The following is a 25,869-nucleotide window of genomic DNA, read 5'->3' as shown; positions in this document are numbered from 1 at the left end:
GGCCGCCCCGCGCGGGGCTACGCGTCGCGGCGTCCGAGCGCGCCCAGCGCGCTGCGGGTCAGCTCCGCCGCGATCCGGTCGGTGGACCAGTGCAGGCTGTCCATCAGGTCCACCACCACCCGCTCGTCGAACAGCGTCTCCCACACCAGCACCGCGAACTCCGGCGTCTGGGTGGGAATCTCGCCGCCGCGCATGAGGTCCAGGGTGAACGGCGCCAGCACCTCGTACAGGCGGGTGACCATCGCGTCCTTGCCCCGCAGCCGGGCCAGGAAGCCGTCCGCCGAGCGGATGTAGACCGCCGCCCGGCTCCACCGCGCGGCCTGCCGCACCCACACCCGGCACGCCTTCTCGAACCTCTCCAGCGGAGGGTCGTCGGCGGGCACGGCCGACATCTCCTCGATCAGCTCGTCCACCAGGTTCTCGTAGTAGGCCCGCAAGACCTGCCGGATGTCCGAGAAGTGCCGGTAGGCGGTGGCGGTGGAGACGCCCGCCTCCTTCGCCAGCACGGCGAGGCTGAAGTTCACGTCCCGGCGCTCGGCCAGCAGCCGTTCCGCCGCCCGCAGCAGGGCGTTGCGGCTGGCGACATAGTCGCTGCGGATCTGCCGGGTCTGCCGCTCGTCGGCTCTTCTCTCCGGGCTCCCCAACGCGCTTCCCCGCTCGTCGCGCCATCGTCACGGCCGCGGCCACTATACCGGGGCGGCCCCCCGCCCCCGCGGCGGCGGACGTCCGCGCGGGCGGGGGAAACGCGCCGGCGGACGGCCGCGGTAGGCCTACGGCGTCGGGGCCGTGTCCGCCATCCGCAGGGCCCGCACCAGCTCCCCGTACAGCGCGTCCCGCGTCAGAAGGTCCCCGTGCGCGCCCCGGGCGCGTATCCGCCCGGCCTCCATCACCACGATCTCGTCCGCGTCGGTGACCGTGGAGAGCCGGTGCGCGATCGTCACCACCGTGCCCTCGCGCGAGCGCCGCCGGACGCAGTCGTGCACCGCCGCCTCGGTGAGGGCGTCGAGCTGGGCCGTGGCCTCGTCCAGCAGCAGCACGTCCGGCCTCCGCAGCAGCGCCCGCGCCAGCGCGATCCGCTGCCGCTCCCCGCCCGAGACCGCGGCGGCGGACAGCTCCGTGTCCAGGCCCCCGGGCAGCGCGGCCACCTTCCCCTCCAGCCGCACGTCCGCGAGCACCCGGCGCACCTCCTCCTCCCCGGCGTCCGGGCGGGAGTGCAGCAGGTTCTCGCGCAGGGTGCCGGGCAGCAGCGGCGTGTCCTGCTCCACGTACGCCAGCCGCGCGCGCACTCCCGCGTGCCCGTGCCGCTCGTACGGAACGCCGTCCAGCAGCAGCTCGCCGCCCTGCGGTTCGAGGAAGCGCAGCAGGAGGGAGAAGACGGTGGTCTTGCCCGCGCCGGACGGGCCGACGATGGCCACGTGCCCGCGGCGCGGCAGCGCCAGGTCCAGGCCCCGCACGGCCGGCTCGCGCCCCGGGGCGTAGGAGGCGGTGACCCCGCGCAGCTCGACCACCGGCCCCTCCGCGCGGCCCGCGGGCGACCCCGCGCCCGGACCGTCGCTCTCCACGGGCAGCCGCTGAACCTCCTTGATCCGCTCCGCCGCGGCCAGGCCGGACTGGAGCGCAGTCAGGTTCTGCGACAGCTCCGTGACCGGCTCCATCAGCCCGAAGGCGTAGAGCAGGAAGGCGATCAGGCTGGAGACCTCCAGGTGCCCCTCGCTCACCCGCCAGGCGCCGATCGCGAGGATGAGGATGACCGCGAGCTGGATGCCGGACCAGGCGATGGTCCAGGCCGTGGCCTCCAGCCGGACCGCGCGCACGCCGTGGCGGGCCGAGGCCCGCGCGTCCCGCGCGATCCGCTCGGACTCCCGCTCCTCCGCGCCCCCGGCCTTGACCGTGCGGATCGCCCGCAGCGAGCCCTCCAGCGTGCCGCCGAGCCGGCCGACGTGCTCCTGGGCCCGCTCCTGGGCCTTCGCGATGCCCGGCATCAGCACCGCGAAGAGCACGACCACGACCACGACCGCCGCCACGGTCGTTCCCAGCAGCACGAGGTCGAGGACGGCCATCAGCACCAGCGTTCCCACCAGCATGACCGCGCCGTTGATCAGCCCGGTCACGCTGGAGGAGGCCGCCTCGCGCAGCAGCACCGTGTCCGAGACCGCCCGCGTGACCAGCTCGCCCGGCGGGCGGGCGCTGATGGCGGGCACGGTGGCCCGGAAGAACCGCCGCACCACGGACTCCCGCGCCTGGAGCACCACGCGCTCGCCGACCGAGCCGAGCAGGACCCACTCGGCCCAGTACAGGACCGAGCCGGCGACCAGCAGCCCGGCCAGCGCGAGGACGGGGCCGCCCAGCGAGGCGCCCTCGTCGAGCGCGTCCAGGACCTCCTTGGTCACCATCGGCGTGGCCAGGCTCATGGCCGAGGCGGCCAGCGCCAGCAGCAGGCCGCCGGCCAGCGCCCGCCGGTGGGGCCGGGCGAAGGACCACAGGATCCGCAGACTCTCCGGAGTGAACATGGTCCGTAGTGGAACATGAGTGTTCCGTAGTCGTCAAAGGAGTTTCGCCGGGAAGCCGCGCTACCGTATGGGCCATGAACACGGTCGCCGGCAGAACCACGGGCGGCGGGACGCGCAACCGCACCAGACGGGCCATCCTCGACGCCGCCGCCGCCGTGCTGGCCAAGAACCCCGCGGCCTCCCTGGCCGACGTGGCCGCCGCGGCGGACGTCGGCCGCACGACGGTCCACCGGTACTTCGCCGAGCGCTCCGACCTGCTGCGCGCCCTGGGCGCGGACGCGCTGGAGAAGGCCACCGCCGCCACCGGGCGCGCCCGCACGGAGGAGGGGGCCCCGCTCGCCGCGCTGGAGCGGCTGTGCCAGGAGCTGTTCGAGCTGGGGGACGTGCTCAGCCTCGTCTTCGACGAGACCCTGGTGGCGGCCTGGAGCTGGGAGGGATGGGAGCAGGACACGGAGGCCGACCGCGCCCTGATCCGCCTGGTCGAACGCGGCCACGCCGAGGGCGCGTTCGACCCCGGGCTGGACCCCGACTGGATCTCCCAGGTGCTGTGGTCCCTCCTCTACGTCGCCTGGCAGCGCTCCCGCGCCGGGGACACCAAGCACGAGGCGCTGAGCCTGTGCCTGCGCACGCTGCGCAAGGCGGTCGCGCCGTAAGGGACGCGACCGCCCCGCGGCCGGGCGCCGGGCCCTGGCTCAGGCGCCGACGTACTCCGCCAAGTGCTCGCCGGTGAGGGTGGAGCGGGCGGCGACGAGGTCCGCGGGCGTTCCCTCGAAGACGATCCGGCCGCCGTCGTGGCCCGCGCCGGGGCCCAGGTCGATGATCCAGTCGGCGTGCGCCATCACCGCCTGGTGGTGCTCGATGACGATGACCGACTTGCCCGAGTCCACCAGCCGGTCCAGCAGGCCGAGCAACTGCTCGACGTCGGCGAGGTGCAGGCCCGTGGTCGGCTCGTCCAGGACGTAGACCCCGCCCTTCTCCGCCATGTGCGTGGCCAGCTTCAGCCGCTGCCGCTCGCCGCCCGAGAGCGTGGTGAGCGGCTGGCCCAGGCTGAGGTACCCCAGGCCCACGTCCGCCAGCCGCCGCAGGATGGCGTGCGCCGCGGGCGTGCGGGCCTCGCCCGCCCCGAAGAACGCCTCGGCCTCGGTCACCGACATCGCCAGCACCTCGCTGATGTCCCGGCCCCCGAAGCGGTGATCGAGCACCGAGGCCTGGAAGCGCTTGCCCTCGCACTCCTCGCAGACGGTGGCCACGCCCGCCATCATCGCCAGGTCGGTGTAGATGACGCCGGCGCCGTTGCAGTTGGGGCAGGCGCCCTCCGAATTGGCGCTGAACAGGCCCGGCTTGACACCATTCGCCTTGGCGAACGCCTTGCGGATCGGGTCCAGCAGGCCCGTGTACGTCGCGGGGTTGCTCCGGCGCGAGCCGCGGATCGCGCCCTGGTCGATCGAGACCACGCCCGCGCCGGGCGGGATCGAACCGTGCACCAGCGAGCTCTTGCCCGAGCCGGCCACGCCGGTGACCACGACGAGCACCCCGAGCGGGATGTCCACGTCCACGTCCCGCAGGTTGTGCGAGGAGGCGCCCCGGATCGGGAGCGTCCCGGTGGGCTTGCGGACCGTCTCCTTCAGCGCGGCCCGGTCGTCCAGGTGGCGGCCGGTGAGGCTGTCGCTCGCCCTCAGCCCCTCGACGGTGCCCTCGAAGCAGACGGTGCCTCCGGCCGTGCCGGCGCCGGGGCCCAGGTCCACGACGTGGTCGGCGATCGCGATGGCCTCCGGCTTGTGCTCCACCACCAGCACGGTGTTCCCCTTGTCCCGCAGCCGCAGCAGCAGGCCGTTCATCCGCTCGATGTCGTGCGGGTGCAGGCCGGTGGTGGGCTCGTCGAAGACGTAGGTCACGTCGGTGAGCGAGGAGCCGAGGTGCCGGATCATCTTGGTGCGCTGCGCCTCGCCGCCCGAGAGCGTGCCCGCGGGGCGGTCCAGCGAGAGGTACCCCAGGCCGATCTCCACGAAGGAGTCCAGGGTCCGCTGGAGCGTGGCCAGCAGCGGCTTCACCGAGGGCGCCTCCAGCGCCCTGACCCACTCGGCCAGGTCGCTGATCTGCATCGCGCAGGCGTCCGCGATGTTGATCCCCGCGATCCGGGAGGCGCGGGCGGCCTCGTTCAGCCGGCTGCCGCCGCACTCGGGGCAGGCCGTGAAGGTGACCGCCCGGTCCACGAAGGCCCGTATGTGCGGCTGCATGGCCTCGCGGTCCTTGGAGAGGAATGACTTGTGGACCTTGGGGATCAGGCCCTCGTAGGTCATGTTGATGTTCTCCACCTTGACCTTGGTCTGCTCGCGGTGGAGGAAGTCGTGCAGCTCGGTCTCGGTGTAATCCCGGATCGGCTTGTCCGGGTCCAGGAAGCCGGAGCCGGTGAAGATCCGCACCATCCAGCCGTCCGGGGTGTACCCGGGGATGGTCAGCGCGCCCCCGGCCAGCGACTTGCTGTCGTCGTAAAGCTGGGTGAGGTCGATGTCGCTGACCCGGCCCATGCCCTCGCAGCGGGGACAGGCGCCGGAGGGGACGTTGAAGCTGTAGTGGAACGAGGGCCCGGCGCTGGGCTCGCCCAGGCGGCTGAAGACGATCCGCAGCATGGCGTTGGCGTCCGTCGCGGTGCCGACGGTGGAGCGGGAGTTGGCCCCCATGCGCTCCTGGTCCACGATGATCGCCGTGGTCAGCCCCTCCAGCAGGTCGACCTCGGGCCGCGCCAGCGTCGGCATGAAGCCCTGGACGAAGGCGCTGTACGTCTCGTTGATCAGCCGCTGGGACTCGGCGGCGATCGTGCCGAAGACCAGCGAGCTCTTGCCCGAGCCGGAGACGCCGGTGAACACCGTCAGCCGGCGCTTGGGGATCTCGACGCTGACGTCCCTGAGGTTGTTCTCCCGCGCGCCCTGGACGCGGATCATGGCGTGGCTGTCAGCGGCATGGGGCGCGGGGGAGTGCGCCTCCGGGCTCGTGGGCTTGGTCATCGTGGTCTCCATAAAGGTGGGGCGGGCCGCCCGCGCGGCCGTGGTGGCGTCGCCTGGGTCGATCTAACCAGCCGCCACTGACAACGCCCTTCCGGGCGCCGTCCGGCTCAGCGTAGTTCGCGGATGCGAATAAGATTGCCCGCGGGGTCGCGGACGGCGCAGTCGCGCACGCCGTGGGGCTGTTCGGCCGGCTCCTGCACGATCTCGGCGCCCCGGGCCCGCAGCCACGCGAAGGTGGCGTCCAGGTCGGCGGTGGCCAGCAGGAGCCCGGCGAAGGTCCCCTTGGCCATCATCTCGGCGACCGTGCGGCGCTCGGCCTCCGTGACGCCGGGCCCGAGGGCCGGCGGCTCCAGCACCAGCGAGGTGCCCGGCTGGTGCGCGGGGCCCACGGTGATCCAGCGCAGCCCGTCGTGCCCGACGTCGCCCCGGACCTCGAAGCCGAGCGTGTCGCGGTAGAAGGCCAGCGTGGCCTCCGGGTCCTCGTGCGGCAGGAAGCACGCGTGAATGCTGATGCCCATGCCCGCCACGCTAGGCACCGCCCGCGCCCGGCGGCTTCTCGAATCCTGACCGGTTCCCCGGACCGGCCCCTTCCGGCCGCGCTCCGCGCGGCCCCCCCAAGTCCGGCCGCGAGGGCGGGCGTTCAGGAGGGGGACTTGGCGAGGTCGGACCAGTAGCGGATCGAGGTGCGCTCGTGGGCGATCGCGGCCTCCAGGGCCAGGCGCGGGCCGGACTGGGCGACGCCGCCGGCCTCGCGCAGCAACTCGTACTCCTTCAGCCGCGCCTGGTGCGCGAGGAGCCGGGTGCGGGCCAGGGCCTGGGGGCCGGCGCCGAAGAAGACCTTGAGGATGGCCAGGTCGCGCAGCTGCGGCATCTCCGAGACGGCCTCGCCCAGCCAGGCGTTGAGCGACTCCTCCCCGGCCGGGGTGATCGTGAAGCGGGTCTTGGTGCGGCCGTCGCCCCCGGACTCGGCGGTCAGTAGCCCGGCCTCGGCCAGCCGGGGCGGCTCCCGGTAGACCTGCGAACGCTGGATGGTCCACATGTGCGAGACGGTCGCGTTGATCGTCCGCTCCAGGTCGTAGGCGGTCGCGCCGGGCGACCAGCGCACCAGGCCGAGAACGATGTAACTGGTCGGGGTCAGGCGCATGAGCCGAGCATACCCGTCCCTCCCCGGACCCCTTGTCTCCGAGTCGCCGTCCATGCAATAGTCCATCATCGACTATCGGATGGAGGTCTACATGGACGAGATCCAGCTAGGCGGGATCAGCGCCGTGCCCGCGACGGACGAGTTCGCCCGGTGGTGCGCACCCCAGGAGAACGAGGTGTCCGTCGACGCGCTGGCCGTCGAGGGGCAGGTCCCGGAGTGGCTGACCGGAACGCTGGTGCGCAACGGCCCCGCGCACTGGGGAACGGGCCCGCGCGCCGCCCGCCACCTGCTCGACGGGCTGGCCATGCTCCACAAGTTCGCCTTCACCGAGGGCCGCGTCAGCTACGCCAACCGCTTCCTGCGCACGAAGGCTTACCAGTCGCTGCGCGAGGACGGCCGGATCGGCTACCGCGAGTTCGCCTCCGATCCGTGCCGCAAGCTCACCCAGCCCATAGCCACGCTCTTCGACCCGCGCTACACCGACAACGCCAGCGTCAACGTCATCCGCCTCGGCGACCGGCTGGTCGCCCTCACCGAGACGCCCCTCCCCGTCGCCTTCGACCCCGAGACGCTGGAGACCCTGGGCGTGGCCTACGACCCGCCCGGGCGCGGCGTCTTCTCCCCGACCGGCCACCCCCACTTCGACCGCGCCGGCTCGATGATCAGCACCCAGGTGCACTTCGGCCTGCGCAGCTCCTACCGCGTCTACCGCCAGACCCCCACCGGCTTCCGCCAGGTGGCGAAGGTCCCCGTCGCCCGGCCCTCCTACCTGCACAGCTTCGCCCTCACCGAGCGGCACATCGTGGTGGTCGAATCGCCCTTCCGCGTCAATCCGCTGGAGCTGGCGGCCGGGCGCAAGCCGTTCATCCAGAACTACCGCTGGCGGCCCGACCAGCCCACCACCTTCCTCGTCCTGGACCGGCACACCGGCGAGCTGAAGGGCCGCTGGGAGTCGGAGGCGATGTTCTTCTTCCACACCGTCAACGCCTACGACGACCCCGGCGGCGAGATCGTCGTCGACCTGTGCGGCTACTCCGACCCCTCGCTGATCGACTCCCTCTACCTCGACGCGCTCAGCGTGCGCGGAACGCCCATCCCCACCGCGACGTTCCACCGCTACCGCCTCGGGGCCTCCGGCCGCACCCGCCGCGAGACGCCCAGCCAGGAGGCGTTCGAGTGGCCCGGGATCAACTACGGCGCCGACAACGCCCGCCCCTACCGTTACGCGTACGGCTCCGGCGCCGTCGAGACCGGGGCCGGGCCGGTCACCACCATCACCAAGCTCGACGTCACCGACGGGACCACCGCCCACTGGCACCAGCCCGGCTGCCTCACCGGGGAGCCGGTCTTCGTGCCCGCCCCGGGCAGGGGCGCCGAGGACGCCGGGGTCGTGCTGGCCGTGGTCTTCGAGCCCGAGCGGGACGCCTCCTTCCTCCTCGTCCTGGACGCCCGCGACCTCGGCGAACTCGCCCGCGCCCACGCCCCGCACCGCATGCCCTTCGGCTTCCACGGCAACTTCTTCCCCGACCCGGCCCCGGGGGAGTCCGCCGTGGCCTCCTGACGGTTCCGTCCCCCGTCCCCCGAGCCCCCGGCCGCCCCGCGCGGCACGCCGTTACGCTGGGCGGGCAGGGCGACGGGGTGCGGGAAGGGCGAGTCGGATGGCGAAGTTCCTGGCGATCATCTACGGCAACCGGGACATGTGGGCGTCGTACTCGGCGCAGGAGTGGGCGCAGGCGGTCGCCGCCCAGGAGGCGTTCAACGAGAAGTTCCGCGCGACCGGGGAGCTGGCCGGGGCGTTCGGCCTCGCGGACGAGGGGGAGGCACGCACGGTCCGGGTGCGGCGCGGCGCGGTGGCGGTGACCGACGGCCCCTACCTGGAGACGAAGGAGTACATCGCCTCGGCCTACGTGCTGGAGTGCGCCGACCGCGCCCGGGCACTGGAGGTCGCGGCCGAGATCCCCTTCGCCTCCGAGCGGGCCGTCGAGGTGTGGCCCATCGCGCACGGCGACGGGCCGGGCGCTTGAGCCCGGGCGGCGAGCGCCCAGGCGGGCCCGGCCCGCCGTGGGCGGGCCGGGCCGCGCCCGCGCCGGCCGTGGAGGAGCTGCTGCGCGAGCTGGCGCCGCGGGTGCTGGGCGCGATGCTGCGCCGGTACGGCGCCTTCGACTCCTGCGAGGACGCGGTGCAGGAGGCGCTGATCGCCGCGGCGGCCGACTGGCCCGAACGCGGCCTGCCAAAGCGGCCGTTCGGCTGGCTGTTCGCCGTGGCCTCGCGCCGGTGGATCGACGACGTCCGCTCCGGCTCCGCGCGCCGCGAGCGGGAGGCGGCGCATGCCCCGCCGGAGGAGGCCCCGGGCCCCGGGGAGACGCCGGAGGGCGAACAGGACGACTCGCTGCGCCTGTTGCTGCTGTGCTGCCACGCCTCGCTCAGCGTGCCCAGCCGCATCGCGCTGACCCTGCGGGCGGTCGGCGGGCTGACGACCGCGCAGATCGCCCGGGCGTTCCTCGTGCCGGAGGCCACGATGGCGCAGCGGATCAGCCGGGCCAAGAAGACGATCCGGGACGCCGGGGCCACCTTCTCCGACGCGGACGGGGACCGGGAGGAGCGCCTGGCCGCGCTGCTGCACGTGCTCTACCTGATCTTCACCGAGGGGCACACCGCCTCGACCGGCGCCGAGCTGACCGACGGCGGCCTGTCCTCCGAGGCGATCCGCCTGGCTCGGCTGGCCGTGCGCGCGCTCCCCGGGGACGGGGAGGCGACGGGCCTGCTGGCGCTGATGCTGCTGAGCGAGGCGCGGCGCCCCGCGCGCACCACCGCGGCGGGCGACCTCGTCCCGCTCGCCGAGCAGGACCGTTCCCTCTGGCGCCGGGACATGATTGAGGAGGGCACCGGGCTGGTCACCCGGGCACTGTCGTCCGGGCCGCCGGGCGCCTACCAGCTCCAGGCGGCCATCGCCGCCGTCCACGACGCCGCGGCGGGCCCGGCCGACACCGACTGGCGGGAGATCCTGGGGCTCTACGACCTCCTCGAACGCGTCGCGCCGGGCCCGATGGTGAGCCTGAACCGCGCGGTGGCCGTCGCGGAGGTCCACGGGCCCCGGGCGGCGCTGAGCCTGCTGGACGACCTGGCGGGCGACGCGCGGCTGGCGCACCACCACCGCCTCCTGGCCACGCGGGCGCACCTGAAGGAGCGCCTGGGCGACCTGGCCGGCGCCTCCGAGGATTTCCGTGCCGCCGCGGCCTCGGCCGGCAACGAGGCCGAGCGCCGGCACCTGACCGGCCGGGCCGCGGGCGGCGGCGCCTGAGGACCGGGCCCGCGCCGCCCCGGCGCGGTCCCCCTCGGTCCCGCGCCGCTCAGCGCAGGACGTCGTAGCCGAGGTGGAGGGCGTTCTCCCCCTGAACGGCCCGGGTGGCCCGCAGCCGGACCTGGCCGATCCCGTCCAGCAGGCGCAGGCCGTGGCCGATCACCACCGGGGCGACGTGCAGCTGGACCTCGTCCACCAGCCCGGCCGCGAGCGCCGCCCGGGCGGTGCGCACGCCGCCGGCGACCAGGACGTCCTTCTCCCCGGCGGCCTCCCGCGCCCGCTTCACGACGGCCTCGATGCCCTCGGTCACGAAGGTGTAGCTCGTTCCGCCGAGCTTCTCGATCCGCTCGCCGCCGCGGCGGGTGTGGACGAACACCGGGGCGTGGAAGGGCGGGTTCTCGCCCCAGTGCTCCGCGCCGAAGTCGTACATGGTCCGGCCGACGACCTGGGCGCCGATCCGCGCGTAGTCGCCCGTCCAGATCCGCGAGTCGAGGGTGTCCTCGCCGCCCTCCATGCCCTGGGCCCGCCGCCACCCGGCCAGGGGGAACACCCAGCCGAGGACCGCCTCGTGCACCGGCCAGAAGTCCTCCTCGCCGTTCCCGCCGGCGATGCCGTCCAGCGAGACGGACAGACCCACGATGACCTTGCCCATGACCGTGCTCCTTCTTCCGGGCCGCCGCGGCGGCACTTCCGGCAGGCGCCTCGTGCGTCCTGCCGGCCCCTGGTCGGAGCCGGACGCGGGATCTCTACATCCCAGGCGAGGTATTTTCCGGGCGGGTTCTCAGGGCGGGTCTGTCGGTCGGGTCCTCCCGGGCCGGGTGCCGCCGGGAGGGCTCAGCGCGGGGGCTCGGGGGCGGTGCCGGGGCTGCCGGGGCTGTGGTGGGCGAGGAGCCGGGTCAGCAGGTCCGTCAGCTGCCGGCGCTCGTCCGGGGTCAGGGGGGCCAGGAACGCGTCCTGGGCCGTGTCGAGGACGCCGTCGAGAAGGCGGAGGTGCGCGGCGCCCGCCTCGGTGATGGCGACCCGGTTGCGGCGCCGGTTGGCGGGGTCCGGGGTCCGGGTGGCGTAGCCGTGGTCGGCGAGCTCGCCGACCGCCGCGACCACGTCGCTGGGGTCGACCCGGCACCGGGCCCCGAGCTGGGCCTGGCTCTGCGGGCCGAACTGCGCGAGGGCGGCGAGCAGCCGGTAGTGGTACCCGCGGGCGCCGGCGGCGGCGAAGCCCTCCGTGACGAGGTGGCGGACGCGGCCGGCGAGCTGGCCCAGCAGCCAGGTCGGGCGGCCGGCGAGGCGGTCGGGTGCGTTGTCCACGGTCCGGGAGCCTAGCCCACTGTTGGCATGGCCAACAGTGCGAGGTATATTGGCCGCGCCAACATTGGTGCGGCCAATATCCACGCATCCCCGGAGGATCCCATGAGCGCCACCGACCCCCTGCGCGACCGCCTCGAGGTCGCGGACCTGCTGACCCGCCTCACGCACTGGCTCGACGACCCGGAGGCGGGCGACGGGGGCGCGATCTATGCCGAGGACGCCGTCGTCCGCAGCCCGCGCGGGCGCTTCGAGGGCCTGGCCGCCATCAGGGAGCTGGTCACCGCGCCGCGCCCAGGCGGGGAGCTCACGCAGCACTTCACCAGCGACGTCCTGGCCGAGTCCGAGGGCGACACGGCCTCGCTGACGGCCCACACGGTCACCGTCTTCTTCCATGCCGGCCGGGCCCCCCACCGCACCGTCGGCCTGCGCTTCGCGGCCACGGCCGCCCGCACGCCCGACGGCTGGCGGATCGCCCGGGCGGAGATCACTCCCCAGTGGTTCAGCCCGGCTCCCGCGTGAGGTCCGGGGCCGGGGCGGGCAGGCGGTAGACGCGGTGGGCCACGTCGTGGGTCAGCGCGGGGAGGTCGGCCTCGGCGCCGAGGACCTCCAGGAGAAGGCCCACGGTGGCCGGCAGGGTCAGGCCGGGCTTGTCGATGGGGTAGTTGGAGGCCCACATCGTGCGCCCGGGCCCGAAGCAGGCGTGCAGGTGGCGGATCAGCGGGGCGACGGCGTCCACGAACGCGGCCCGCGCGCCCGGGCCGTTGACCTCGGGCAGGCCGAGCGCGGCGCGGCGCTCCTCGCCCAGTGACGGCATGCCGAGCCCGGAGTGCTTGGCCACGGCGTTGGGGTGCTCCGCCAGCGCGGCCAGGTCCTCGCGCCACGCGGCCAGCTGCTCGCGGCGCTGGTGGGGATAACGCCCGGTGTGCCGCCCGCGCGGACCGAGCAGGCCGACGGGGGTGGCGTAGTGGTCCAGGACGAAGGTGGTCTCGGGGTAGCGGCGGACCAGCCCGAGCGCGGCGGGCAACTGGTGCGCGTAGCACCACAGTTCGAAGCTCAGCCCGCGCCCGGCGACGGCCTCGAAGCCGTCGAGGAAGGCCGGTTCGGCGTACGCCGCCGGGGCGTCGGTGAAGTCGCGGACGCCCGGGTCGGGGTGGTGCGAGGCGCTCAGGCGCACGCCGCGCACCAGCTCGCTGGCCCGCAGGTGGGCGTCGAGCACCGCCCCGGCGTCCTCCCACCGGGGGTCCACGCGCGCCACGATGCCGCCCAGCCGCGGGGCCCCGTCGCGCCCGAAGGGCAGGGTGGTCAGCCAGCGGGTCTCCTCGACGCCGTCCAGGTGATCGCGGACGGGCCATGACGCCTCGACGTGGACGACCGAGGCCACCGGCAGGCCGCCGCAGTCGGCGGCATAGGTGCCGGGCAGGTAGGGCCGCAGCACGTGGCGGGGGTCCCCGACGAACTCCCGGTCGGCCAGCGGCACGACCCGGCGCAGGGCCCGCGGCAGGGCGGGGAGCGGGCGCAGCAGCCGCGCCCGCCCGGAGGCCTCGCGCCGGGTGGTGAGCGGGTCCCACTGGTGGATGTGCGGGTCGACGAGGGCGGCGGGCAGGAGCTCGGCCAGCGCGCGCCCGGCCGTTGCGCGCTCCTCCGGGGAACGGCCGGCGGCGGTGCTCATCGCGCCTCTCCGCGGGCGTGGGGGGCCGCCCCGGGGCGGCCCGGCCGCTGGGTCATCCCTGTCCCCGTCCCGCTGGGGCGGCGGCCGGCGGCGCCGCCGGCCGCCACCACTGTGATACCGGCGGCCACCAGCGTCAATACGGCGCAGCGCCCCTCAGCCGGCCCCGGTCCTGGTCCCGTCCCCAGTTCCGCCCCCGGTCTCGTCCCCGGCCCCGGTCGTGGCCAGTCCGGCGACGATCAGGTGCTGCCAGAGCGTGAGGTCGCCCCCGGGCGGGGCGTCGGGGCGCCAGCGGGCGCTGGGCACGATCCCCGGGGGCAGGACGCGCAGCCCCTCGAACAGCCTGCGGATCTCCGCGTCCGTGCGCCACCGGCCCCGGCCCAGCGAGCCCTGGAGTACGGCCTGGAGCTGTGCCGACTCCGCGTCCTCGCGACTGCGGAAGTGGGAGATGAACACGTAGCTTCCCTCCGGCAGCACCCCGCGCCAGAAGCGCATGACGGCGGCCGGGTCCTCCGCGTCCTGGAGGTGGTGCAGGATGGCGGAGAGGATCAGGCCCACCGGGCGGTCGAAGTCGATCAGGCTCCGGGTGACGGGGTGCGCGTGCAGCGTGGCCGGGTCGCGCAGGTCGCCGGAGACCACGGCGGTGTCGGCGTTCTCCTCCAGCAGCGCCTGCCCGTGGGCCAGGACCACGGGGTCGTTGTCGACGTAGACCACCCGCGCGCCGGGGGAGTGCCGCTGGGCGATCTGGTGGACGTTGTCGGCCGAGGGCAGGCCCGAGCCGATGTCGATGAACTGCCGCACTCCCGCCCGTGCGATCGCGCTCACGGCCCGCGCCAGCGCCCGCCGGTTGTCCTGGGCGATCACGTCGGCGCCGGGGAAGCGGGTCCTGAAGACGTCGCCCAGCTCGCGGTCGGCCGCGAAGTTGCTCTTGCCGCCGAGCAGGTAGTCGTACACGCGCGCGACGCTCGGCCGCGTCACGTCGATCCCGGGCGGCACCGCACCGTCGTGCTCCACGCCCATCTCCCCCTCACCCGCCCGTACTTGGCGCTACGCGCCCGTCACTGTACGCCAAGCCGGGGGCCTCGACGCGCCCGCGCCGGAGCGGGGTTGCCCCGGGGACCGGAGGCGGCCCGGTGGCGGCCGGGCGTGTGCCCGTACTCCCGGGCGAAGGCCGCGATGAACGCCGAAGGGCTGGCGTAGCCGACGAGGTGGGCGACGCCGGCCGTGACCACGTCCCCGCCCGCCCCGGCGCCCGAGCCGGCGTCCGCGCCCCCGGACCGGCCCCCGAGCACGCGCGGCGCCCCGCCCGCCTGCGCGCGCAGCGGATCACCCTCGCCTACGGTCGGCGCACCGTCTCCACCGGCCTGAGCCTGGACGTTCCCGACGGCGCCTTCACCGCCGTCGTCGGCGCCAACGCCTGCGGCAAGTCCACGCTGCCGCGCGCCCTCGTCCGCCTCCTGCGCGCCGAGGAGGGCACGGTCTCCCTCGACGGCCGGGACGTCGCCCCCTGGCGGCCCAAGGCGTTCGCCCGCGAGGCCGGCTTCCTTCCCCAGACCCTCACCGCCCCCGGAAAACCCTCGCCCGCCGGCTCGTCGCCGCGGCAGGCGATGGCGTCGCCGGGGTCTCCACCTCGCGGTCCGCGAGATGGAGTGTCTCTCCGGCGGGCAGCGCCAGCGCGTGTGGATCGCCATGGTCCCCGCCCAGGAAACGCCCTGCCTGCTGCTGGACGAGCCCACCACCTTCCTCGACCTTGCCCACCAGTACCGGCTCCTGAGCCTGCCGGCCCGGCTCCGCGACGGCGGGCGCACCGTCGTCGCCGTCCTCCACGACCTCAGCCAGGCCTGCCGCTACGCCGACCACCTCGTGGCGATGCGCGAGGGCCGCGTCGTCGCGGAGGGCGCCCCCGCGGACATCGTCGACGCGCGGCTGATCCGCGAGGTCTTCGGCCTGCCCTGCGTCGTCGTCCCCGACCCGGTCACCGGCGCGCCGATGGTCCTCCCGGCCCCCGGAACGCGGCCGTGGGCCGCCCGGGCCATCCGGCCGCCACCCCGCGCGGGGCGTGTCCGGCGACTTGCGCATACAGTCAGGGAGTGGCCGATATCCGTAGCCAGCCGGGGGCGCCGTCCGCCCAGCGGTCCGCCCGGCTGCGCATGCTCACGGCCGTGGCCGAGGACCGCGGCGACACCGATGTGCTGCTGACCGCCATGCTGCACGCCACGGCCGAGCTGGGCGGCCTGGGCGCCATGGCGCACCTGCTCGTCACGGTCCGCCGCAGCGCGCTGCGGCTGGTGGTCAGCACGGGCCTGCCGGGGGCGTTCGTCCGGGCCTGGGAGACCATCGCCGACACCGGCCCGGCCGCGCCCGTCCGGGCGGTGAAGGAGGGCGTTCCGGTCTTCCTGCCCCGGCTGGAGGTCCCCGAGCAGCCCGCCGGGAAGCCCTCGCCGGACACCTCGGGCAGCGGCCTGCCGTCCGGGGCGGGCATCGCCGCGGTGCCGCTGCCGGGCCAGGACGGGCCGTTCGGCGTGCTCTCGGTGATCACGGCGCCGGGCCTTGAGCCCGACGAGGAGCAGTGGGCGTTCCTCCAGAGCCTGTGCCGGTGGGCCGCGGGGCGTCTGCGGCTGACCACGCCCCGGCCCGAGGGGCTCTCGCCCGCCCTGCTCGGCGAGGACGAGGGGGACGGGACCGAGGAGGGGGAAGGGGACGGCCGGGGCGAGGGCAGCGGCCGGGGCGCGGCGGGCGACGGGGAGGGCGGACCGGACGGCCAGGGTCCGGGGGAGGGCGGGCGGCCCTCGGGGCCGCCCGGAGAGACCCAGCGGGAGCCGAAGCCCCCGGCCTCGGGCGCGGTCTCCGGGAGCTGGGACTGGGACCTGGGCAGCGGCCAGTTCACCATCGACGAGCCCTTCCTGACCACGATGAACATCGACCAGAAGCCCGTGGACTTCGTGGAGAACTGGGCCGACCGGGTGCATCCCGACGACCAGCCCTACCTCGTCCACAACGCCGAGGAGGCCATCCGGGGCCGCGGCTCCTACGCGGCCGAGTACCGGGTGCGGCGCGCGGACGGCTCCTACGCCTGGCTCCACTCGCGCGGCAAGGTTCTGCTGGACGAGGACGGCGAGGCGGTCCGCCTTCGCGGTCGCTTCCACGACAACACGGCCGCCCACGCGGCGCTGGAGCCCGTCGCCCACGCCCTGCGACACATGACGGACGGCTTCCTGGCGGTCGCTGCCGACTGGCGCATCCAGTTCGTGAACGTCGCCGCCGAGCGGGTCCTGGGCTCCCCGGGCGGGCTGACGGGCCGCCTGCTGTGGGACGTTCCCGGGGTCCGGGACGTGCCGGGCCTGGTGGAGCGCTGCCGGGAGGCGGTGGCCGGGGGAGAGCCCGCGGGCTTCGACGCGGCCTGGCCGGGCAGCGACCGCTGGTACCACCTGCGCCTGGTGCCGGTGCCGGACGGCGGCCTGACGCTGTACATCACGGACATCACCGAGCGGCGGCTGCGGCAGGCGGCCGAGCGGGCGGCGGCCGAGCGGGCGGCGCTGGTGGCGCGGCTGACCCGGGCGCTGGCCGAGGCGATCACCGCGCAGGACGTGGTCGAGGCCGTGGCCGGGCACCTGCTGCCGGCCTTCGGCGCGGCCGGCCTGGTGGTGTACGCGGTGGAGGGGGGCCGCACGCGGGTGGTCGGCTCGGTGGGCTACTCGGAGGAGTTCCGCGGGCGGGTGCACGGGATGCCGGCCGACGCGCCCACGCCGATCGGCGCGGTGATGCGCAGCCGCACCCCGCAGTTCTTCGAGTCGATGGACAGCTACCGGCGCCAGTACCCGCAGTCGGCCGGGCTGGCCTCCGCGACGGGGAAGCAGGCGTGGGCGTTCCTGCCGCTGACGGTCTCGGGGCACGACATCGGCACCGCGGTGATCTCCTTCGCCCGCCCCCGCCGCCTGGACGACGACGACCGGGCCCTGCTGACTGCGCTCAGCGGCCTGATCGCCCAGGCGCTGGAGCGCGCCAGTCTCTTCGACGACGCCGCCACCCGCGCCCGCGAGCTGCAACGCGCCCTGCTGCCCCGGGCGTTGCCCTCCCTCCCGGCGGCGGCTACCGCCGCCCGCTACCTGCCCGCCGGGCGCGCCACCGAGGTCGGCGGCGACTGGTACGACGTCATCCCCCTCTCCTCAGCCCGCCTGGCGCTGGTCATCGGGGACGTGATGGGCCACGGCATGGCCCAGGCCGCGATCATGGGCCGCCTGCGGACGGCCGTGCGCACCCTGGCCGACCTCGAACTCGCCCCCGACGACGTGCTCGGGCGGCTCAACGATGTCGTCGCGGAGCTGGGGGAGGACCGCTTCGCCACCTGCCTGTACGGCATCTACGACCCCGTCGGCGGCGAGCTGCACTACGCCAGCGCCGGGCACCCCCCGCCCGCCCTCACCCACCCCGACGGGCGCGTCACCCTGCCCTCCCACGCGCCGAATCCGCCGCTGGGCATCGCCGCCCCGCCCTTCGACACCGTCCGCACCACCCTCCCCGACGGCAGCCTGCTGGCCCTCTACACCGACGGCCTGGTCGAGTCCCGCGCCCGCGACATCGACACCGGCATCGGCCAGCTCGCCCGGCTCCTGGCCCGTGCCGTGGAGGAGGGGCGGACCGGCGACCTGGACGCCCTGTGCGAATCCCTCACCGGCCGGCTGCTGCCCGGCCGCGAGGAGACCACCGACGACGCTGCGCTGCTGCTGGCCCGCACCCGCCAGTTCGACGAGCGGGACGTGGCCACCTGGCGGCTGCCAGAGAACCCGGTGGCCGCCGGCGAGGCCCGCGACCACGTGCGCGAACAGCTCGCCGCCTGGAACCTGGGCGGGGACCTGGAGATGACCACCGAGCTGATCGTCAGCGAGCTGGTCGGCAACGTCGTCCGCCACGCCAAGGGCCCCGTCCACCTGCGCCTGCTGCGCAGCACCTCGCTCATCGTCGAGGTCTCCGACGGCAGCCTGACCACCCCGCACATCCGCCACACCTCCGCCGCCGACGAGGGCGGCCGTGGCCTCCAGCTCGTCGCCGCCATGGCCCAGCGCTGGGGCGCCCGCTACACCCCCAGCGGCAAGTGCATCTGGACGGAACAGCCGCTGCCCTGAACGCTCTTGGCGACCGCCGGACCGGCCCCGGCCCTCGCGCGGGCGGTCTCAGCCGGCCGCCCGCTTGACCAGCTCTGAGATCCGCGCCTCGTCCTCGGGGCCCAGCTCGCCGGTCAGGGCGTAGGCGGTCGGCCACATCGCGCCCTCGTCGAGGTTCGCGGGGTCGTTGAAGCCGAGCGTGGAGTAGCGGGACTTGAACTTCCCCGAGGACTGGAAGAAGCAGAGCACCTTGCCGTCCTTCGCGTACGCGGGCATCCCGTACCAGAGCTTCGGCGCCAGCCCCGGCGCGGCGTCCGTGACCAGGGCGTGGACCCGCTCCGCGAGGGCGCGGTCGCCCTCCTCCATTTCCGCGATCTTGGCCAGGACGTCTGCGGTGCCGTCCGCCTTGGCCGAGCCGCGGCGGGCCTTGCGCACCTCCTTGGCGCGCTCCTTCATCGCGGCGCGCTCCTCGGCCGTGAACTCCGTCTCGCTCATCGCGGTCTCCTTCCGTGCGGTGCCCCTCTGCGGTACTGCCCCGAGGCTAGGCCGCCGCCGGGCCCCACGGCTTCTCCGAAACTGACCGACCCGCCCGCCGGGTGAACGCGGGCCGCCGAAGGCGCGCCCCCTACGCGACCGCCATGCCCACGGCCTCCGCCGGCGGCCCCGCCAGCCCGCTCATCCCGCGTCTGCGCAGGTCCAGGACGGGGCCCGGGTTCGACAGGCCCTGCGAGGCCAGCAGGTTCATCACCGCCCAGACGGCCGCGGGGCGGCCCGCCAGCGCGACCTCCCGGCCGTCGGGGAGGATCACCCCGGCGGCGGCGGTGCCGGCGAGGAGGTTGGTGCGCACCCAGTCCACGACGAAGGACCTGCCGTCCGGCGCGGCGCACAGGACCACGTCCCGGGTGCGGTGCAGGACGGCGAGGTAGTCCAGCGGCACCGTCAGCCGCCGGGGGCGTCGACGGGTGGCGTGCCGTCGGCCGGATGGACGCGCAGCACCGTTTCGGGGACCGGGCCGTGGTCCTGGAAGGTGTCCGTCGCCGTCATCCTCAGGAACCGGCCGCGCACCAGCATGCCCCCGCGCCTCGACCACCCCCGCCGGACGGAGCCGAACCCCGCTCCTTCGCCCGGGAGTTGGTCCACGAGCCACCGGGCCTCCTCCCCCGGCTCGGTCACCGGCGCCGGCTCCTCCGGGTGCGCCCGGTCCCGCTCGGCCACCTCGGTGTAACGGGCGGCCGTCCGCGCGTCCAGGCGCCGCAGGTCGATCGTGTCGCCGTCCATCTCGATGCCCCCGGCCTCGCGCGCGGTGCGCATCTGCCGCAGCCGGCGCTCCGGGCGCCGGGTCACCTCGGCCGTTCTGCCCTCCAGGCCGACCACCCGGCAGCTCCGCGTGCCCGTCAGCAGGGCGCTGCGCGGCCACCCTCCTCGCCCTCCTCCTCGCCGTGGACCCGCAGCCGCAGCCTGACCAGCGGCGTGAACTCGTCGGGGGTCGCCTGGCCGGAACAAGTGGTGAACGTTCCCTCACCCGAGGGGCTGTACCGCACCAGGGAGGCCTCCAGCACGTCCGCGCGCACCAGCCGCGCCTGCGGATGCCCCTCCGGCGAGCGCGGGGCCCACAGCACGAAGGAGTCCTCCGCCAGGGGAACATCCTTCTCCCTCACCTGGTCCGCGCGCGTGATCCTCGGGAACTGGCTCCGCGCGCTCCTGACGGCCACGAAGGGAATGACCGCCGACATGAGGAGCCCGCCCACGAGTACCGTCCAGGCCCAGTCCTCGCCCTCGCTCCACGCGACCCAGCCCACGACGAGGGCGAGCGGGCCAGGGAAGCAGCACACCGCGGCGAAGACCAGATTCCCGAGCAGCACCCCGCCATAGCTCCGCACAACCCCACCTCGGACTCGCCGCCGCACCCCACGGCACGCATCGTGACCTGGGGACTTCGCACGTCCCCCGCATCCTCCCCTCAGCGCGCACTCCGCCACCACCCTCGCGGCGCTGCGGCCGTACGGTGTGCCGTCCCGCGTGCGCGGTGCGGGCACCGTGTCAACGGTGATGAGCGTCCCCCGCGCCCCCGCTCGACCGGCCGGCCCCCGGCGCATTCTGAGGGCGCGGGGGGGCGTCCGCTCCTCGCGTGGTCATCGCCGCCGACGGCCGTCACATCGGCCTGTTCGGCGACGGCCCCGGGCCGACGGCCCTTCGCACCACCCGGTTCGGCGACGACGTCCGGATCACCGACGTGGACGACCCGGCCCCGCGCGCGATCAGCACGGCCGTGCCCGACGACGAGGCAGGACTCGCCGGCCTCGCGGTCAGTAGGGAGATCCGGCACGACTTCCCCGAGCCCTACGGCACCCCGATCACCGTGACCGGGCTGCCGGCTCTCCACCTTCTGGGGGACGACACGCGCTACCGCGACGGTGAGGAGCACCGCACCTGGCAGGTTCCCCTGGACCGGGCCCGCTTCGAGGTGCCGGCGGACGAGGCCGAGTACCGGCTGGTCAGCACGGAGATCACCACCGAGTACACCTTCGCCTCCGGTCCCGGCGCGGGACCAGCCCGGTCGTCGCCACGTCCGCCGGCGCCCGGTCGAAGGCGAGGTCGCCGAGGGGCCGGACAGGCCGTGGGCGGGCAAGGCGAGCGACACGGCGACATGGATGGGACGTTCACCGGTCGTGCTCAAGCGGAGGGGCGGTTCGCCCGGATACGCGACGCAGTGCCGCGTGCGGCCGGCGTCCGGGGCCTCCGGCGGCCGGTCGCCGGTGGGCTCACCTGTTGCTGAGGATGGCGAGGAGGACGATCAGGACGACGAGGACGAGGAGGCAGGAGCCGCAGCCTCCGCCGCTGGGGTCGCCGTCGCGGACGCGATGCGCGCCGCCCGGGGGGACGGTGGGGTGGCGGTCGAGGTAGTGGCGCATGAGGCGTTCGTCCGCCTCGGACTGTGAGCACCAGCCCGTCGTGTAACCGCACTCGCCGCACGCGTTCTCGAACTGCGCCATGCCGTCCCCCCCACGTCGAAAGCCCTCCGGGTCCTCGATCCTTCCCGACCGCGCCGCCCGGCAGGCCCGTGTCACGGGGCGACTGCAGGGCCTTTCCCGGTGCTTTCCCGGGGGCCCGCGCCCGGCGGGAACCGCTTCTCGGACGGAAACGCGACGGTGCCGGCCCGGGCGGCGGGGCGCCTCCCGCGCGGTGCGCCCGCTCATGCCCGTTCCATGCCCGAATCCGTTTACTTCTCGGAGATCCGGGCGTAAGCTGCCGCGTAATCAACATGTTCGGGCAGTGAAGCGGGTGTAAAACCACATGTACGCAGCGGAGCGTCAGCAGGAGATCCTGCGGCTGGCCCGGGAGGGCGGGCGGGTGGACGTGCTGTCCCTGGCCGAGGCGTTCCAGGTCACCGCCGAGACCGTGCGGCGGGATCTGAAGCTCCTGGACCGGGCGGGGCTGGTGCGGCGCGTGCACGGCGGGGCCATCCCCGCCGACCGTCTCGACTTCGAGCCCGACCTCGCGGAGCGGGACGCCGTCGCCGCCGACGAGAAGAACCGGATCGCCCGCGCCGCCCTCGCCGAGCTGCCCGCCGAGGGCAGCGTCATCCTGGACGCCGGGACGACCACCGCGCGGCTGGCCGCCGAGCTGCCCGCCGACTGCTCGCTGACCGTCGTCACCCACTCCCTGCCGGTGGCCGCCCGCCTCGCGGACCACCCCGGGATCGCCCTGCACCTGGTCGGCGGCCGCGTCCGTCACCGCACCCGCGCCGCCGTCGACGCCTGGGCCCTGCGCGCCTACGCCGAGATCAACGCCGACCTGCTGCTGCTGGCCACCAACGGCTTCTCGCTCGACGGCGGCCTCACCACCCCCGACCTGGCCGAGGCCGCCGTCAAGCGGGCCATGGTCGCCGCCGCACGGCGCACCGTTCTCCTGGCCGACTCCGCCAAACAGGGGCAGCGGCACTTCGCCCGCTTCGGGGGCCTGGGGGACGTCGACCTGCTCATCACCGACACGGGCCTGGCCCCCGAGGACGCCCTGGCGATCGAACGGCGAGGCACGGAGGTAGTGCGCGCATGATCCTCACCGTCACCCCCAACCCCAGCCTGGACCGCACCTACGAGGTGCCCGGCCTGCGCCGCGGCGCCGTGCTGCGCGCAGCCGGCGACCGGGTCGAGCCCGGCGGCAAGGGCGTCAACGTCTCCCGCGCCGTCGCCGCCGCCGGGGTCCGCACGGCCGCCGTGCTCCCGCTGGGCGGCCCCGAGGGCGCGCTGCTTGCCCGGCTGCTGGGCGAGCAGGGCATCGAGGCCGTGGGCGTCCCGCTGGCCGGCTCCACCCGGGTCAACGTCACTCTGGTCGAGCCCGACGGCACCCTCACCAAGGTCAACGCCGCGGGCCCCGAGCTGACCGCGCCCGAGGCCGGCGCCCTGCTGGAGGCCGTGCGCTCCCGCTCGGCCGGGGCCGACTGGATCGCCTGCTGCGGCAGCCTCCCGCGCGGGGTGACGCCCGCCTGGTACGCCGAACTCGTCGCCCGCGCCCACCGGGCCGGCACCCGGATAGCCCTGGACACCTCCGGCGCGGCCCTCCTCGCCGCGCTCGCCGCGCGGCCCGAGGTCGTCAAGCCGAACGCCGAGGAGCTGGCCGGGGCCGTCGGCCGCCCCCTGGCCACCGTCGGGGACGCCGTCAAGGCGGCCGAGGAGCTGCGCGCCCGCGGCGCGGCGACCGTGCTGGCCAGCCTCGGCGCGGACGGCCAGATCCTGGTCTCCGAGGCCGGCACCTACTGGGGCCACGCCCGGGTGGCCGCCGTGCGCAGCAACGTCGGCGCGGGCGACGCCTCGCTGGCCGGCTTCCTCGCGGAGGGCGGGAACGGCCCCGCGGCGCTGGCCGCGGCGGTGGCGCACGGCGCGGCGGCCGTGGGGCTGCCCGGCAGCGCCATGCCCGTGCCCGCCGACCTCGACCTCGCCGCGGTGGTCACCACCGCCGACGTCCCCCTCGACCGCCCCCTGGGCGACGCGCTCACCGGACCCCTGCCATGAGCCGCCGCCTCTCTCCCCGTCCCTTCCCCCTCCACACGTCCCCGATCCCGCTCACCGGGCGGACCGCGAGCAAAGGAGCCGCGTGATGGCCGAGTTGATCACCGCGGAACTGGTCGACCTCGACCTGTCCGCCGACACCAGGGAGGCGGCGGCGCGCGCCCTCGCCACCCGCATGGCGGCCGTCGGCCGCGTCTCCGACCTCGACGCGTTCCTCGCGGACGTCGCGGCCCGCGAATCGCAGATGCCCACCGGCCTGGAGGGCGGCATCGGCATCCCGCACTGCCGCAGCGAGCACGTCACCGAGCCGACGCTGGCCTTCGGGCGCAGCGCTGCGGGCGTCGACTTCGGCGCCCCGGACGGCCCGGCCGACCTGATCTTCCTCATCGCGGCCCCGGCCGGCGGCGACCAGGATCACCTGGCGATCCTCTCCGGGCTGGCCCGCCGCCTGATGGACCCGGCCTTCACCGCCGCGCTGCGCGCGCAGAGCGCACCGGCCGCCGCCGCGGCCCTCATCGGCGGCGAGGAGGCCCCGGCGGCCGGGGCCGCCCCGGCCGAGGCCCCCGCCGGGGAGGTCCCGGAGGCGGGGACCGGCCCCGAGCCCGAGGCCGCGAGGGACCCTGCGCCGGAAGCGGCGGCCGTGCCGGAGGGGCAACGCGAGCCCGTCCGCCCGTTCCGGATCGTTGCCGTCACCTCCTGCCCCACCGGCATCGCCCACACCTACATGGCCGCCGAGTCGCTGGAGCGGGCCGGCCGGGAGGCCGGCGTCGAGCTGGTCGTCGAGCCCCAGGGCTCCGCCGGATTCAAGCGGCTCGACCCGGCCGTCATCGCCGCGGCCGACGCCGTGATCCTGGCCCACGACGTGGAGGTGCGCGAGCGCGCCCGCTTCGCCGGCAAGCCCACCGTCGACGTCGGCGTGAAGGCGGGCATCAACCGGCCCGCCGAGCTGATCGCCGAGGTCCGCGCCAAGGCCGGTCGCGGCGGGACGACCGCCCGCGGCAATGCCTCGGGCGGCACCCCGGAGGAGGCCGCGCAGGCCGCCCCGGGCGAGGGCTTCGGCTCCCGGCTGCGCCGCTACCTGATGAGCGGCGTCAGCTACATGGTCCCCTTCGTCGCCGCAGGCGGGCTCCTGATCGCCCTCTCCTTCGCGATCGGCGGGTACGAGATCGCCGGCGCCCCCTCCGTCGCGGAGCACTTCGTGTGGACCGAGGCCGACAGCTGGGCCGCCCTGTTCAACCAGATCGGCGGCGCCGCCTTCGGCTTCCTGGTGCCCGTGCTGGCCGGCTACATCGCCTTCGGCATGGCCGACCGGCCCGGCCTCGTGCCCGGCTTCGTCGGCGGCGCCATCGCCGTCGCCATCGAGGCCGGCTTCCTCGGCGGCCTGGTCGCGGGCCTGCTGGCCGGCGGCGTGGTGATGGCCGTTCAGCGCCTGGACGTCCCCGCCACGCTGCGCGGCATCATGCCCGTGCTGGTCATCCCGCTGCTGGGCTCCGCGGCCGTCGGCTTCCTGATGTTCGTGGTGGTGGGCGAGCCGCTGGCCGCGCTGCAACGGGCCCTCACCGACTGGCTCGACGGCCTGTCCGGGTCCAACGCCGTCCTGCTCGGCCTCGTCCTGGGCGCGATGATGTGCTTCGACCTCGGCGGCCCGCTCAACAAGGTCGCCTACGCCTTCGCGGTCGGCGGCCTCGCCGAGGCGAGCGACGGCAGCCTGCGCGTGATGGCCGCGGTGATGGCCGCCGGCATGGTGCCGCCCCTGGCCATGGCCCTGGCCACCGCCGTCCGCGGCGGGCTGTTCACCCGTGCCGAGCGGGAGAACGGCAAGGCCGCCTGGGTGCTGGGCGCCTCCTTCATCACCGAGGGCGCCATCCCCTTCGCCGCCGCCGACCCGCTGCGGGTGATCCCCTCCGCGATGGCGGGCGGCGCCCTGACCGGCGCGCTGTCGATGTCGTTCGACGCCACGCTGCGCGCCCCGCACGGCGGGATCTTCGTCGTCCCGCTGATCGGCGGCCCGTTTCTCTACCTGGTGGCCATCGCGGCCGGCACGCTGCTCAGCGCGACCCTGGTCGTCCTGCTGAAGAACGCCCGCCGCGACGCCCCCGCGCCCGCCCCGGCCGGAGCCGCCCCCGCCGGACCCCCGGCCTCCCGCACGCCGGAACGCCGCCCCACCGCGGCCGTTACGCCCCGCTGAACACCCCCGAGTCCGCCGAGCACCCCCGAGTCCGCTGAACACCCCGGATCCCCGACCACATCCGGCCCAGCCGCCGGTGAATCCCCTTGGAGTCGATATGCCCCAGCGCACCGTCGTCATAGGATCGCGCAGCGGCCTGCACGCCCGCCCCGCCGCGCTGCTCGTCCAGGCCGCCACCCGGCAGCCGGTCCGGGTGACCATCGCCCGCGAGGGCGGGGCCCCGGTCGACGCCGGCAGCCTGCTGTCCGTGCTGGCCCTCGGCGCCGGCGCCGGCGAGTCCGTGGTCCTCGCCGCCGAGGGCGAGGGCGCGGAGGCGGCCGTCGCGGAACTGGCCGCGCTCGTCGCCCAGGACCTCGACGCCCCGGCCGCCGAGGCCGCCGACCCCCAGCCCGCCCCCACCGCCGCCGGCGACGCCAAGGAGTAGCGATGCCCACCGTGTCCCAGGGGATCGGCATCGGCGGCGGCACCGCCGCCGGGCCCGTCGCCCGGATGGCCACGCCGCCCGCCCCGCCCGCCCCCCGCGCCCTCCCCGCCGCGGAGGCCCCGGCCGTGGCCGCGGCGGTCCGCGCCGCCCTGAAGGAGGGCGCCGTGGGGCTCGCAGCGCGCGCCGCGGCGGCCGCCAGCCTCGCCGCCGAGGTG

The 25,869-nt window shown here is 75.4% G+C and carries 27 protein-coding genes and 2 pseudogenes; 14 read left to right on the top strand and 15 right to left on the bottom strand.

Annotation, left to right across the window (positions count from 1 at the left end):
- Positions 1–17: 17 nt before the first annotated feature.
- Both RM780_RS24745 and RM780_RS24740 read right to left on the bottom strand, forming a co-directional pair.
- Complete coding sequence (locus RM780_RS24745) at positions 18–644, bottom strand: TetR/AcrR family transcriptional regulator (RefSeq protein WP_311633108.1); 627 nt, start codon at positions 642–644, stop codon at positions 18–20.
- Between the two features lie 126 nt (positions 645–770).
- Positions 771–2,510, bottom strand: a complete 1,740-nt coding sequence (locus RM780_RS24740) for an ABC transporter ATP-binding protein (RefSeq protein ID WP_311633107.1) — start codon at positions 2,508–2,510, stop codon at positions 771–773.
- A gap of 74 nt (positions 2,511–2,584) precedes the next feature.
- On the opposite strand from RM780_RS24740, the gene RM780_RS24735 reads away from it, so the two are divergent.
- Entirely contained in the window at positions 2,585–3,163 is a 579-nt protein-coding gene (locus RM780_RS24735; protein WP_311633106.1) for a TetR/AcrR family transcriptional regulator, read from the top strand.
- Between the two features lie 39 nt (positions 3,164–3,202).
- On the opposite strand, the gene RM780_RS24730 is transcribed toward RM780_RS24735, so the two are convergent.
- The 3 genes from RM780_RS24730 to RM780_RS24720 form a co-directional block, all read right to left on the bottom strand.
- Complete coding sequence (locus RM780_RS24730) at positions 3,203–5,515, bottom strand: excinuclease ABC subunit UvrA (protein ID WP_311633105.1); 2,313 nt, start codon at positions 5,513–5,515, stop codon at positions 3,203–3,205.
- Between the two features lie 107 nt (positions 5,516–5,622).
- Positions 5,623–6,033 (bottom strand): VOC family protein, encoded by a 411-nt coding sequence (locus RM780_RS24725; protein WP_311633104.1) that lies wholly within the window; start codon positions 6,031–6,033, stop codon positions 5,623–5,625.
- A 122-nt stretch (positions 6,034–6,155) separates the two neighbouring features.
- Positions 6,156–6,659, bottom strand: a complete 504-nt coding sequence (locus RM780_RS24720; RefSeq protein WP_311633103.1) for a PadR family transcriptional regulator — start codon at positions 6,657–6,659, stop codon at positions 6,156–6,158.
- 79 nt (positions 6,660–6,738) lie between these two features.
- On the opposite strand from RM780_RS24720, the gene RM780_RS24715 reads away from it, so the two are divergent.
- From RM780_RS24715 to RM780_RS24705, 3 genes are all read left to right on the top strand, one after another.
- Positions 6,739–8,220 (top strand): carotenoid oxygenase family protein, encoded by a 1,482-nt coding sequence (locus tag RM780_RS24715; RefSeq protein ID WP_311633102.1) that lies wholly within the window; start codon positions 6,739–6,741, stop codon positions 8,218–8,220.
- 97 nt (positions 8,221–8,317) lie between these two features.
- Positions 8,318–8,683: a YciI family protein gene (locus RM780_RS24710; protein WP_311633101.1), complete on the top strand. Its 366-nt coding sequence runs from the start codon at positions 8,318–8,320 to the stop codon at positions 8,681–8,683.
- Between the two features lie 68 nt (positions 8,684–8,751).
- Entirely contained in the window at positions 8,752–9,960 is a 1,209-nt protein-coding gene (locus RM780_RS24705; protein WP_311633116.1) for an RNA polymerase sigma factor, read from the top strand.
- Positions 9,961–10,009: 49 nt separating this feature from the next.
- Here RM780_RS24705 and RM780_RS24700 read toward each other — a convergent pair whose 3' ends face one another.
- Both RM780_RS24700 and RM780_RS24695 read right to left on the bottom strand, forming a co-directional pair.
- The gene (locus RM780_RS24700) at positions 10,010–10,612 is read right to left on the bottom strand and encodes a dihydrofolate reductase family protein (protein ID WP_311633100.1); all 603 of its coding nucleotides are present in this window, start codon (positions 10,610–10,612) and stop codon (positions 10,010–10,012) included.
- A gap of 182 nt (positions 10,613–10,794) precedes the next feature.
- On the bottom strand, positions 10,795–11,265 hold the full coding sequence (locus tag RM780_RS24695; protein WP_311633099.1) for a MarR family winged helix-turn-helix transcriptional regulator: 471 nt from the start codon (positions 11,263–11,265) through the stop codon (positions 10,795–10,797).
- 102 nt (positions 11,266–11,367) lie between these two features.
- Here RM780_RS24695 and RM780_RS24690 point away from each other — a divergent pair, with 102 nt between their 5' ends.
- Positions 11,368–11,784, top strand: coding sequence for a nuclear transport factor 2 family protein (locus tag RM780_RS24690; RefSeq protein ID WP_311633098.1), 417 nt, complete (start codon positions 11,368–11,370; stop codon positions 11,782–11,784).
- On the opposite strand, the gene RM780_RS24685 is transcribed toward RM780_RS24690, so the two are convergent.
- From RM780_RS24685 to RM780_RS24675, 3 genes are all read right to left on the bottom strand, one after another.
- A complete protein-coding gene (locus RM780_RS24685) occupies positions 11,765–12,934 on the bottom strand; it encodes an amidohydrolase family protein (RefSeq protein ID WP_311633097.1) in 1,170 nt (389 codons plus the stop codon). The two genes, RM780_RS24690 and RM780_RS24685, sit on opposite strands and share 20 nt — an antisense overlap.
- Before the next feature lie 153 nt (positions 12,935–13,087).
- A complete protein-coding gene (locus RM780_RS24680; RefSeq protein WP_311633096.1) occupies positions 13,088–13,945 on the bottom strand; it encodes an SAM-dependent methyltransferase in 858 nt (285 codons plus the stop codon).
- Between the two features lie 44 nt (positions 13,946–13,989).
- On the bottom strand, positions 13,990–14,223 hold the full coding sequence (locus RM780_RS24675) for a hypothetical protein (protein WP_311633117.1): 234 nt from the start codon (positions 14,221–14,223) through the stop codon (positions 13,990–13,992).
- Between RM780_RS24675 and RM780_RS27925 the strand changes: the two are divergent.
- The 3 genes and pseudogenes from RM780_RS27925 to RM780_RS24665 all read left to right on the top strand — a co-directional run.
- A pseudogene (locus RM780_RS27925) lies at positions 14,140–14,427 on the top strand (ATP-binding cassette domain-containing protein); the annotation flags it as partial. The gene RM780_RS24675 and the pseudogene RM780_RS27925 sit on opposite strands and share 84 nt — an antisense overlap.
- Positions 14,428–14,575: 148 nt before the next feature.
- Positions 14,576–15,130: an ABC transporter ATP-binding protein gene (locus RM780_RS27920; RefSeq protein WP_394813075.1), complete on the top strand. Its 555-nt coding sequence runs from the start codon at positions 14,576–14,578 to the stop codon at positions 15,128–15,130.
- Positions 15,022–18,054 carry a SpoIIE family protein phosphatase gene (locus tag RM780_RS24665; protein WP_311633095.1) on the top strand — a complete coding sequence of 1,011 codons (3,033 nt, stop codon included), beginning with the start codon at positions 15,022–15,024 and terminating at the stop codon, positions 18,052–18,054. The genes RM780_RS27920 and RM780_RS24665 overlap by 109 nt, the downstream gene beginning before the upstream one ends.
- A gap of 48 nt (positions 18,055–18,102) precedes the next feature.
- Here RM780_RS24665 and RM780_RS24660 read toward each other — a convergent pair whose 3' ends face one another.
- The 4 genes from RM780_RS24660 to RM780_RS24645 form a co-directional block, all read right to left on the bottom strand.
- Positions 18,103–18,528 (bottom strand): iron chaperone, encoded by a 426-nt coding sequence (locus RM780_RS24660; protein WP_311633094.1) that lies wholly within the window; start codon positions 18,526–18,528, stop codon positions 18,103–18,105.
- A 130-nt stretch (positions 18,529–18,658) separates the two neighbouring features.
- Complete coding sequence (locus RM780_RS24655; RefSeq protein ID WP_311633093.1) at positions 18,659–18,970, bottom strand: hypothetical protein; 312 nt, start codon at positions 18,968–18,970, stop codon at positions 18,659–18,661.
- Positions 18,971–18,972: 2 nt separating this feature from the next.
- Positions 18,973–19,407 (bottom strand): hypothetical protein, encoded by a 435-nt coding sequence (locus tag RM780_RS24650; RefSeq protein ID WP_311633092.1) that lies wholly within the window; start codon positions 19,405–19,407, stop codon positions 18,973–18,975.
- A gap of 20 nt (positions 19,408–19,427) precedes the next feature.
- Positions 19,428–19,913 carry a hypothetical protein gene (locus tag RM780_RS24645; RefSeq protein ID WP_311633091.1) on the bottom strand — a complete coding sequence of 162 codons (486 nt, stop codon included), beginning with the start codon at positions 19,911–19,913 and terminating at the stop codon, positions 19,428–19,430.
- A 248-nt stretch (positions 19,914–20,161) separates the two neighbouring features.
- Here RM780_RS24645 and RM780_RS24640 point away from each other — a divergent pair, with 248 nt between their 5' ends.
- A complete protein-coding gene (locus tag RM780_RS24640) occupies positions 20,162–20,809 on the top strand; it encodes a hypothetical protein (RefSeq protein WP_311633090.1) in 648 nt (215 codons plus the stop codon).
- Here the strand turns inward: RM780_RS24640 and RM780_RS24635 are convergent.
- Entirely contained in the window at positions 20,796–21,026 is a 231-nt protein-coding gene (locus RM780_RS24635; RefSeq protein WP_311633089.1) for a hypothetical protein, read from the bottom strand. The genes RM780_RS24640 and RM780_RS24635 overlap by 14 nt on opposite strands.
- A 301-nt stretch (positions 21,027–21,327) precedes the next feature.
- On the opposite strand from RM780_RS24635, the gene RM780_RS24630 reads away from it, so the two are divergent.
- From RM780_RS24630 to RM780_RS24610, 5 genes and pseudogenes are all read left to right on the top strand, one after another.
- A complete protein-coding gene (locus RM780_RS24630; protein WP_311633088.1) occupies positions 21,328–22,089 on the top strand; it encodes a DeoR/GlpR family DNA-binding transcription regulator in 762 nt (253 codons plus the stop codon).
- A complete protein-coding gene (pfkB, locus tag RM780_RS24625) occupies positions 22,086–23,045 on the top strand; it encodes a 1-phosphofructokinase (RefSeq protein WP_311633087.1) in 960 nt (319 codons plus the stop codon). Before RM780_RS24630 ends, pfkB begins: the two co-directional genes overlap by 4 nt.
- 85 nt (positions 23,046–23,130) lie before the next feature.
- Positions 23,131–25,230, top strand: coding sequence for a PTS fructose transporter subunit IIABC (locus RM780_RS24620; protein ID WP_311633086.1), 2,100 nt, complete (start codon positions 23,131–23,133; stop codon positions 25,228–25,230).
- 97 nt (positions 25,231–25,327) lie between these two features.
- Entirely contained in the window at positions 25,328–25,654 is a 327-nt protein-coding gene (locus tag RM780_RS24615) for an HPr family phosphocarrier protein (RefSeq protein WP_311633085.1), read from the top strand.
- Between the two features lie 2 nt (positions 25,655–25,656).
- Positions 25,657–25,869: pseudogene (locus RM780_RS24610) on the top strand (phosphoenolpyruvate--protein phosphotransferase); the annotation flags it as partial.

Source organism: Streptomyces boetiae, from assembly GCF_031845405.1.
GTDB classification, from domain to species: Bacteria; Actinomycetota; Actinomycetes; order Streptomycetales; family Streptomycetaceae; genus Streptomyces; species Streptomyces boetiae.
The sequence above is the reverse complement of the archived record's forward strand: the minus strand, read 5'-3'. Positions and strand labels throughout refer to the sequence as shown.

What these genes read in the sequence shown, in the direction of transcription:
- RM780_RS24635 (WP_311633089.1), bottom strand. Translation starts at nt 21,026, where the DNA reads ATGGCGCAGTTCGAGAACGCGTGCGGCGAGTGCGGTTACACGACGGGC.
- RM780_RS24615 (WP_311633085.1), top strand. Translation starts at nt 25,328, where the DNA reads ATGCCCCAGCGCACCGTCGTCATAGGATCGCGCAGCGGCCTGCACGCC.
- RM780_RS24715 (WP_311633102.1), top strand. Translation starts at nt 6,739, where the DNA reads ATGGAGGTCTACATGGACGAGATCCAGCTAGGCGGGATCAGCGCCGTG.
- RM780_RS24725 (WP_311633104.1), bottom strand. Translation starts at nt 6,033, where the DNA reads ATGGGCATCAGCATTCACGCGTGCTTCCTGCCGCACGAGGACCCGGAG.
- RM780_RS24735 (WP_311633106.1), top strand. Translation starts at nt 2,585, where the DNA reads ATGAACACGGTCGCCGGCAGAACCACGGGCGGCGGGACGCGCAACCGC.
- RM780_RS27920 (WP_394813075.1), top strand. Translation starts at nt 14,576, where the DNA reads ATGGAGTGTCTCTCCGGCGGGCAGCGCCAGCGCGTGTGGATCGCCATG.
- RM780_RS24700 (WP_311633100.1), bottom strand. Translation starts at nt 10,612, where the DNA reads ATGGGCAAGGTCATCGTGGGTCTGTCCGTCTCGCTGGACGGCATCGCC.
- RM780_RS24620 (WP_311633086.1), top strand. Translation starts at nt 23,131, where the DNA reads ATGGCCGAGTTGATCACCGCGGAACTGGTCGACCTCGACCTGTCCGCC.
- pfkB (WP_311633087.1), top strand. Translation starts at nt 22,086, where the DNA reads ATGATCCTCACCGTCACCCCCAACCCCAGCCTGGACCGCACCTACGAG.
- RM780_RS24710 (WP_311633101.1), top strand. Translation starts at nt 8,318, where the DNA reads ATGGCGAAGTTCCTGGCGATCATCTACGGCAACCGGGACATGTGGGCG.
- RM780_RS24720 (WP_311633103.1), bottom strand. Translation starts at nt 6,659, where the DNA reads ATGCGCCTGACCCCGACCAGTTACATCGTTCTCGGCCTGGTGCGCTGG.
- RM780_RS24740 (WP_311633107.1), bottom strand. Translation starts at nt 2,510, where the DNA reads ATGTTCACTCCGGAGAGTCTGCGGATCCTGTGGTCCTTCGCCCGGCCC.
- RM780_RS24690 (WP_311633098.1), top strand. Translation starts at nt 11,368, where the DNA reads ATGAGCGCCACCGACCCCCTGCGCGACCGCCTCGAGGTCGCGGACCTG.
- RM780_RS24630 (WP_311633088.1), top strand. Translation starts at nt 21,328, where the DNA reads ATGTACGCAGCGGAGCGTCAGCAGGAGATCCTGCGGCTGGCCCGGGAG.
- RM780_RS24685 (WP_311633097.1), bottom strand. Translation starts at nt 12,934, where the DNA reads ATGAGCACCGCCGCCGGCCGTTCCCCGGAGGAGCGCGCAACGGCCGGG.
- RM780_RS24660 (WP_311633094.1), bottom strand. Translation starts at nt 18,528, where the DNA reads ATGAGCGAGACGGAGTTCACGGCCGAGGAGCGCGCCGCGATGAAGGAG.
- RM780_RS24730 (WP_311633105.1), bottom strand. Translation starts at nt 5,515, where the DNA reads ATGACCAAGCCCACGAGCCCGGAGGCGCACTCCCCCGCGCCCCATGCC.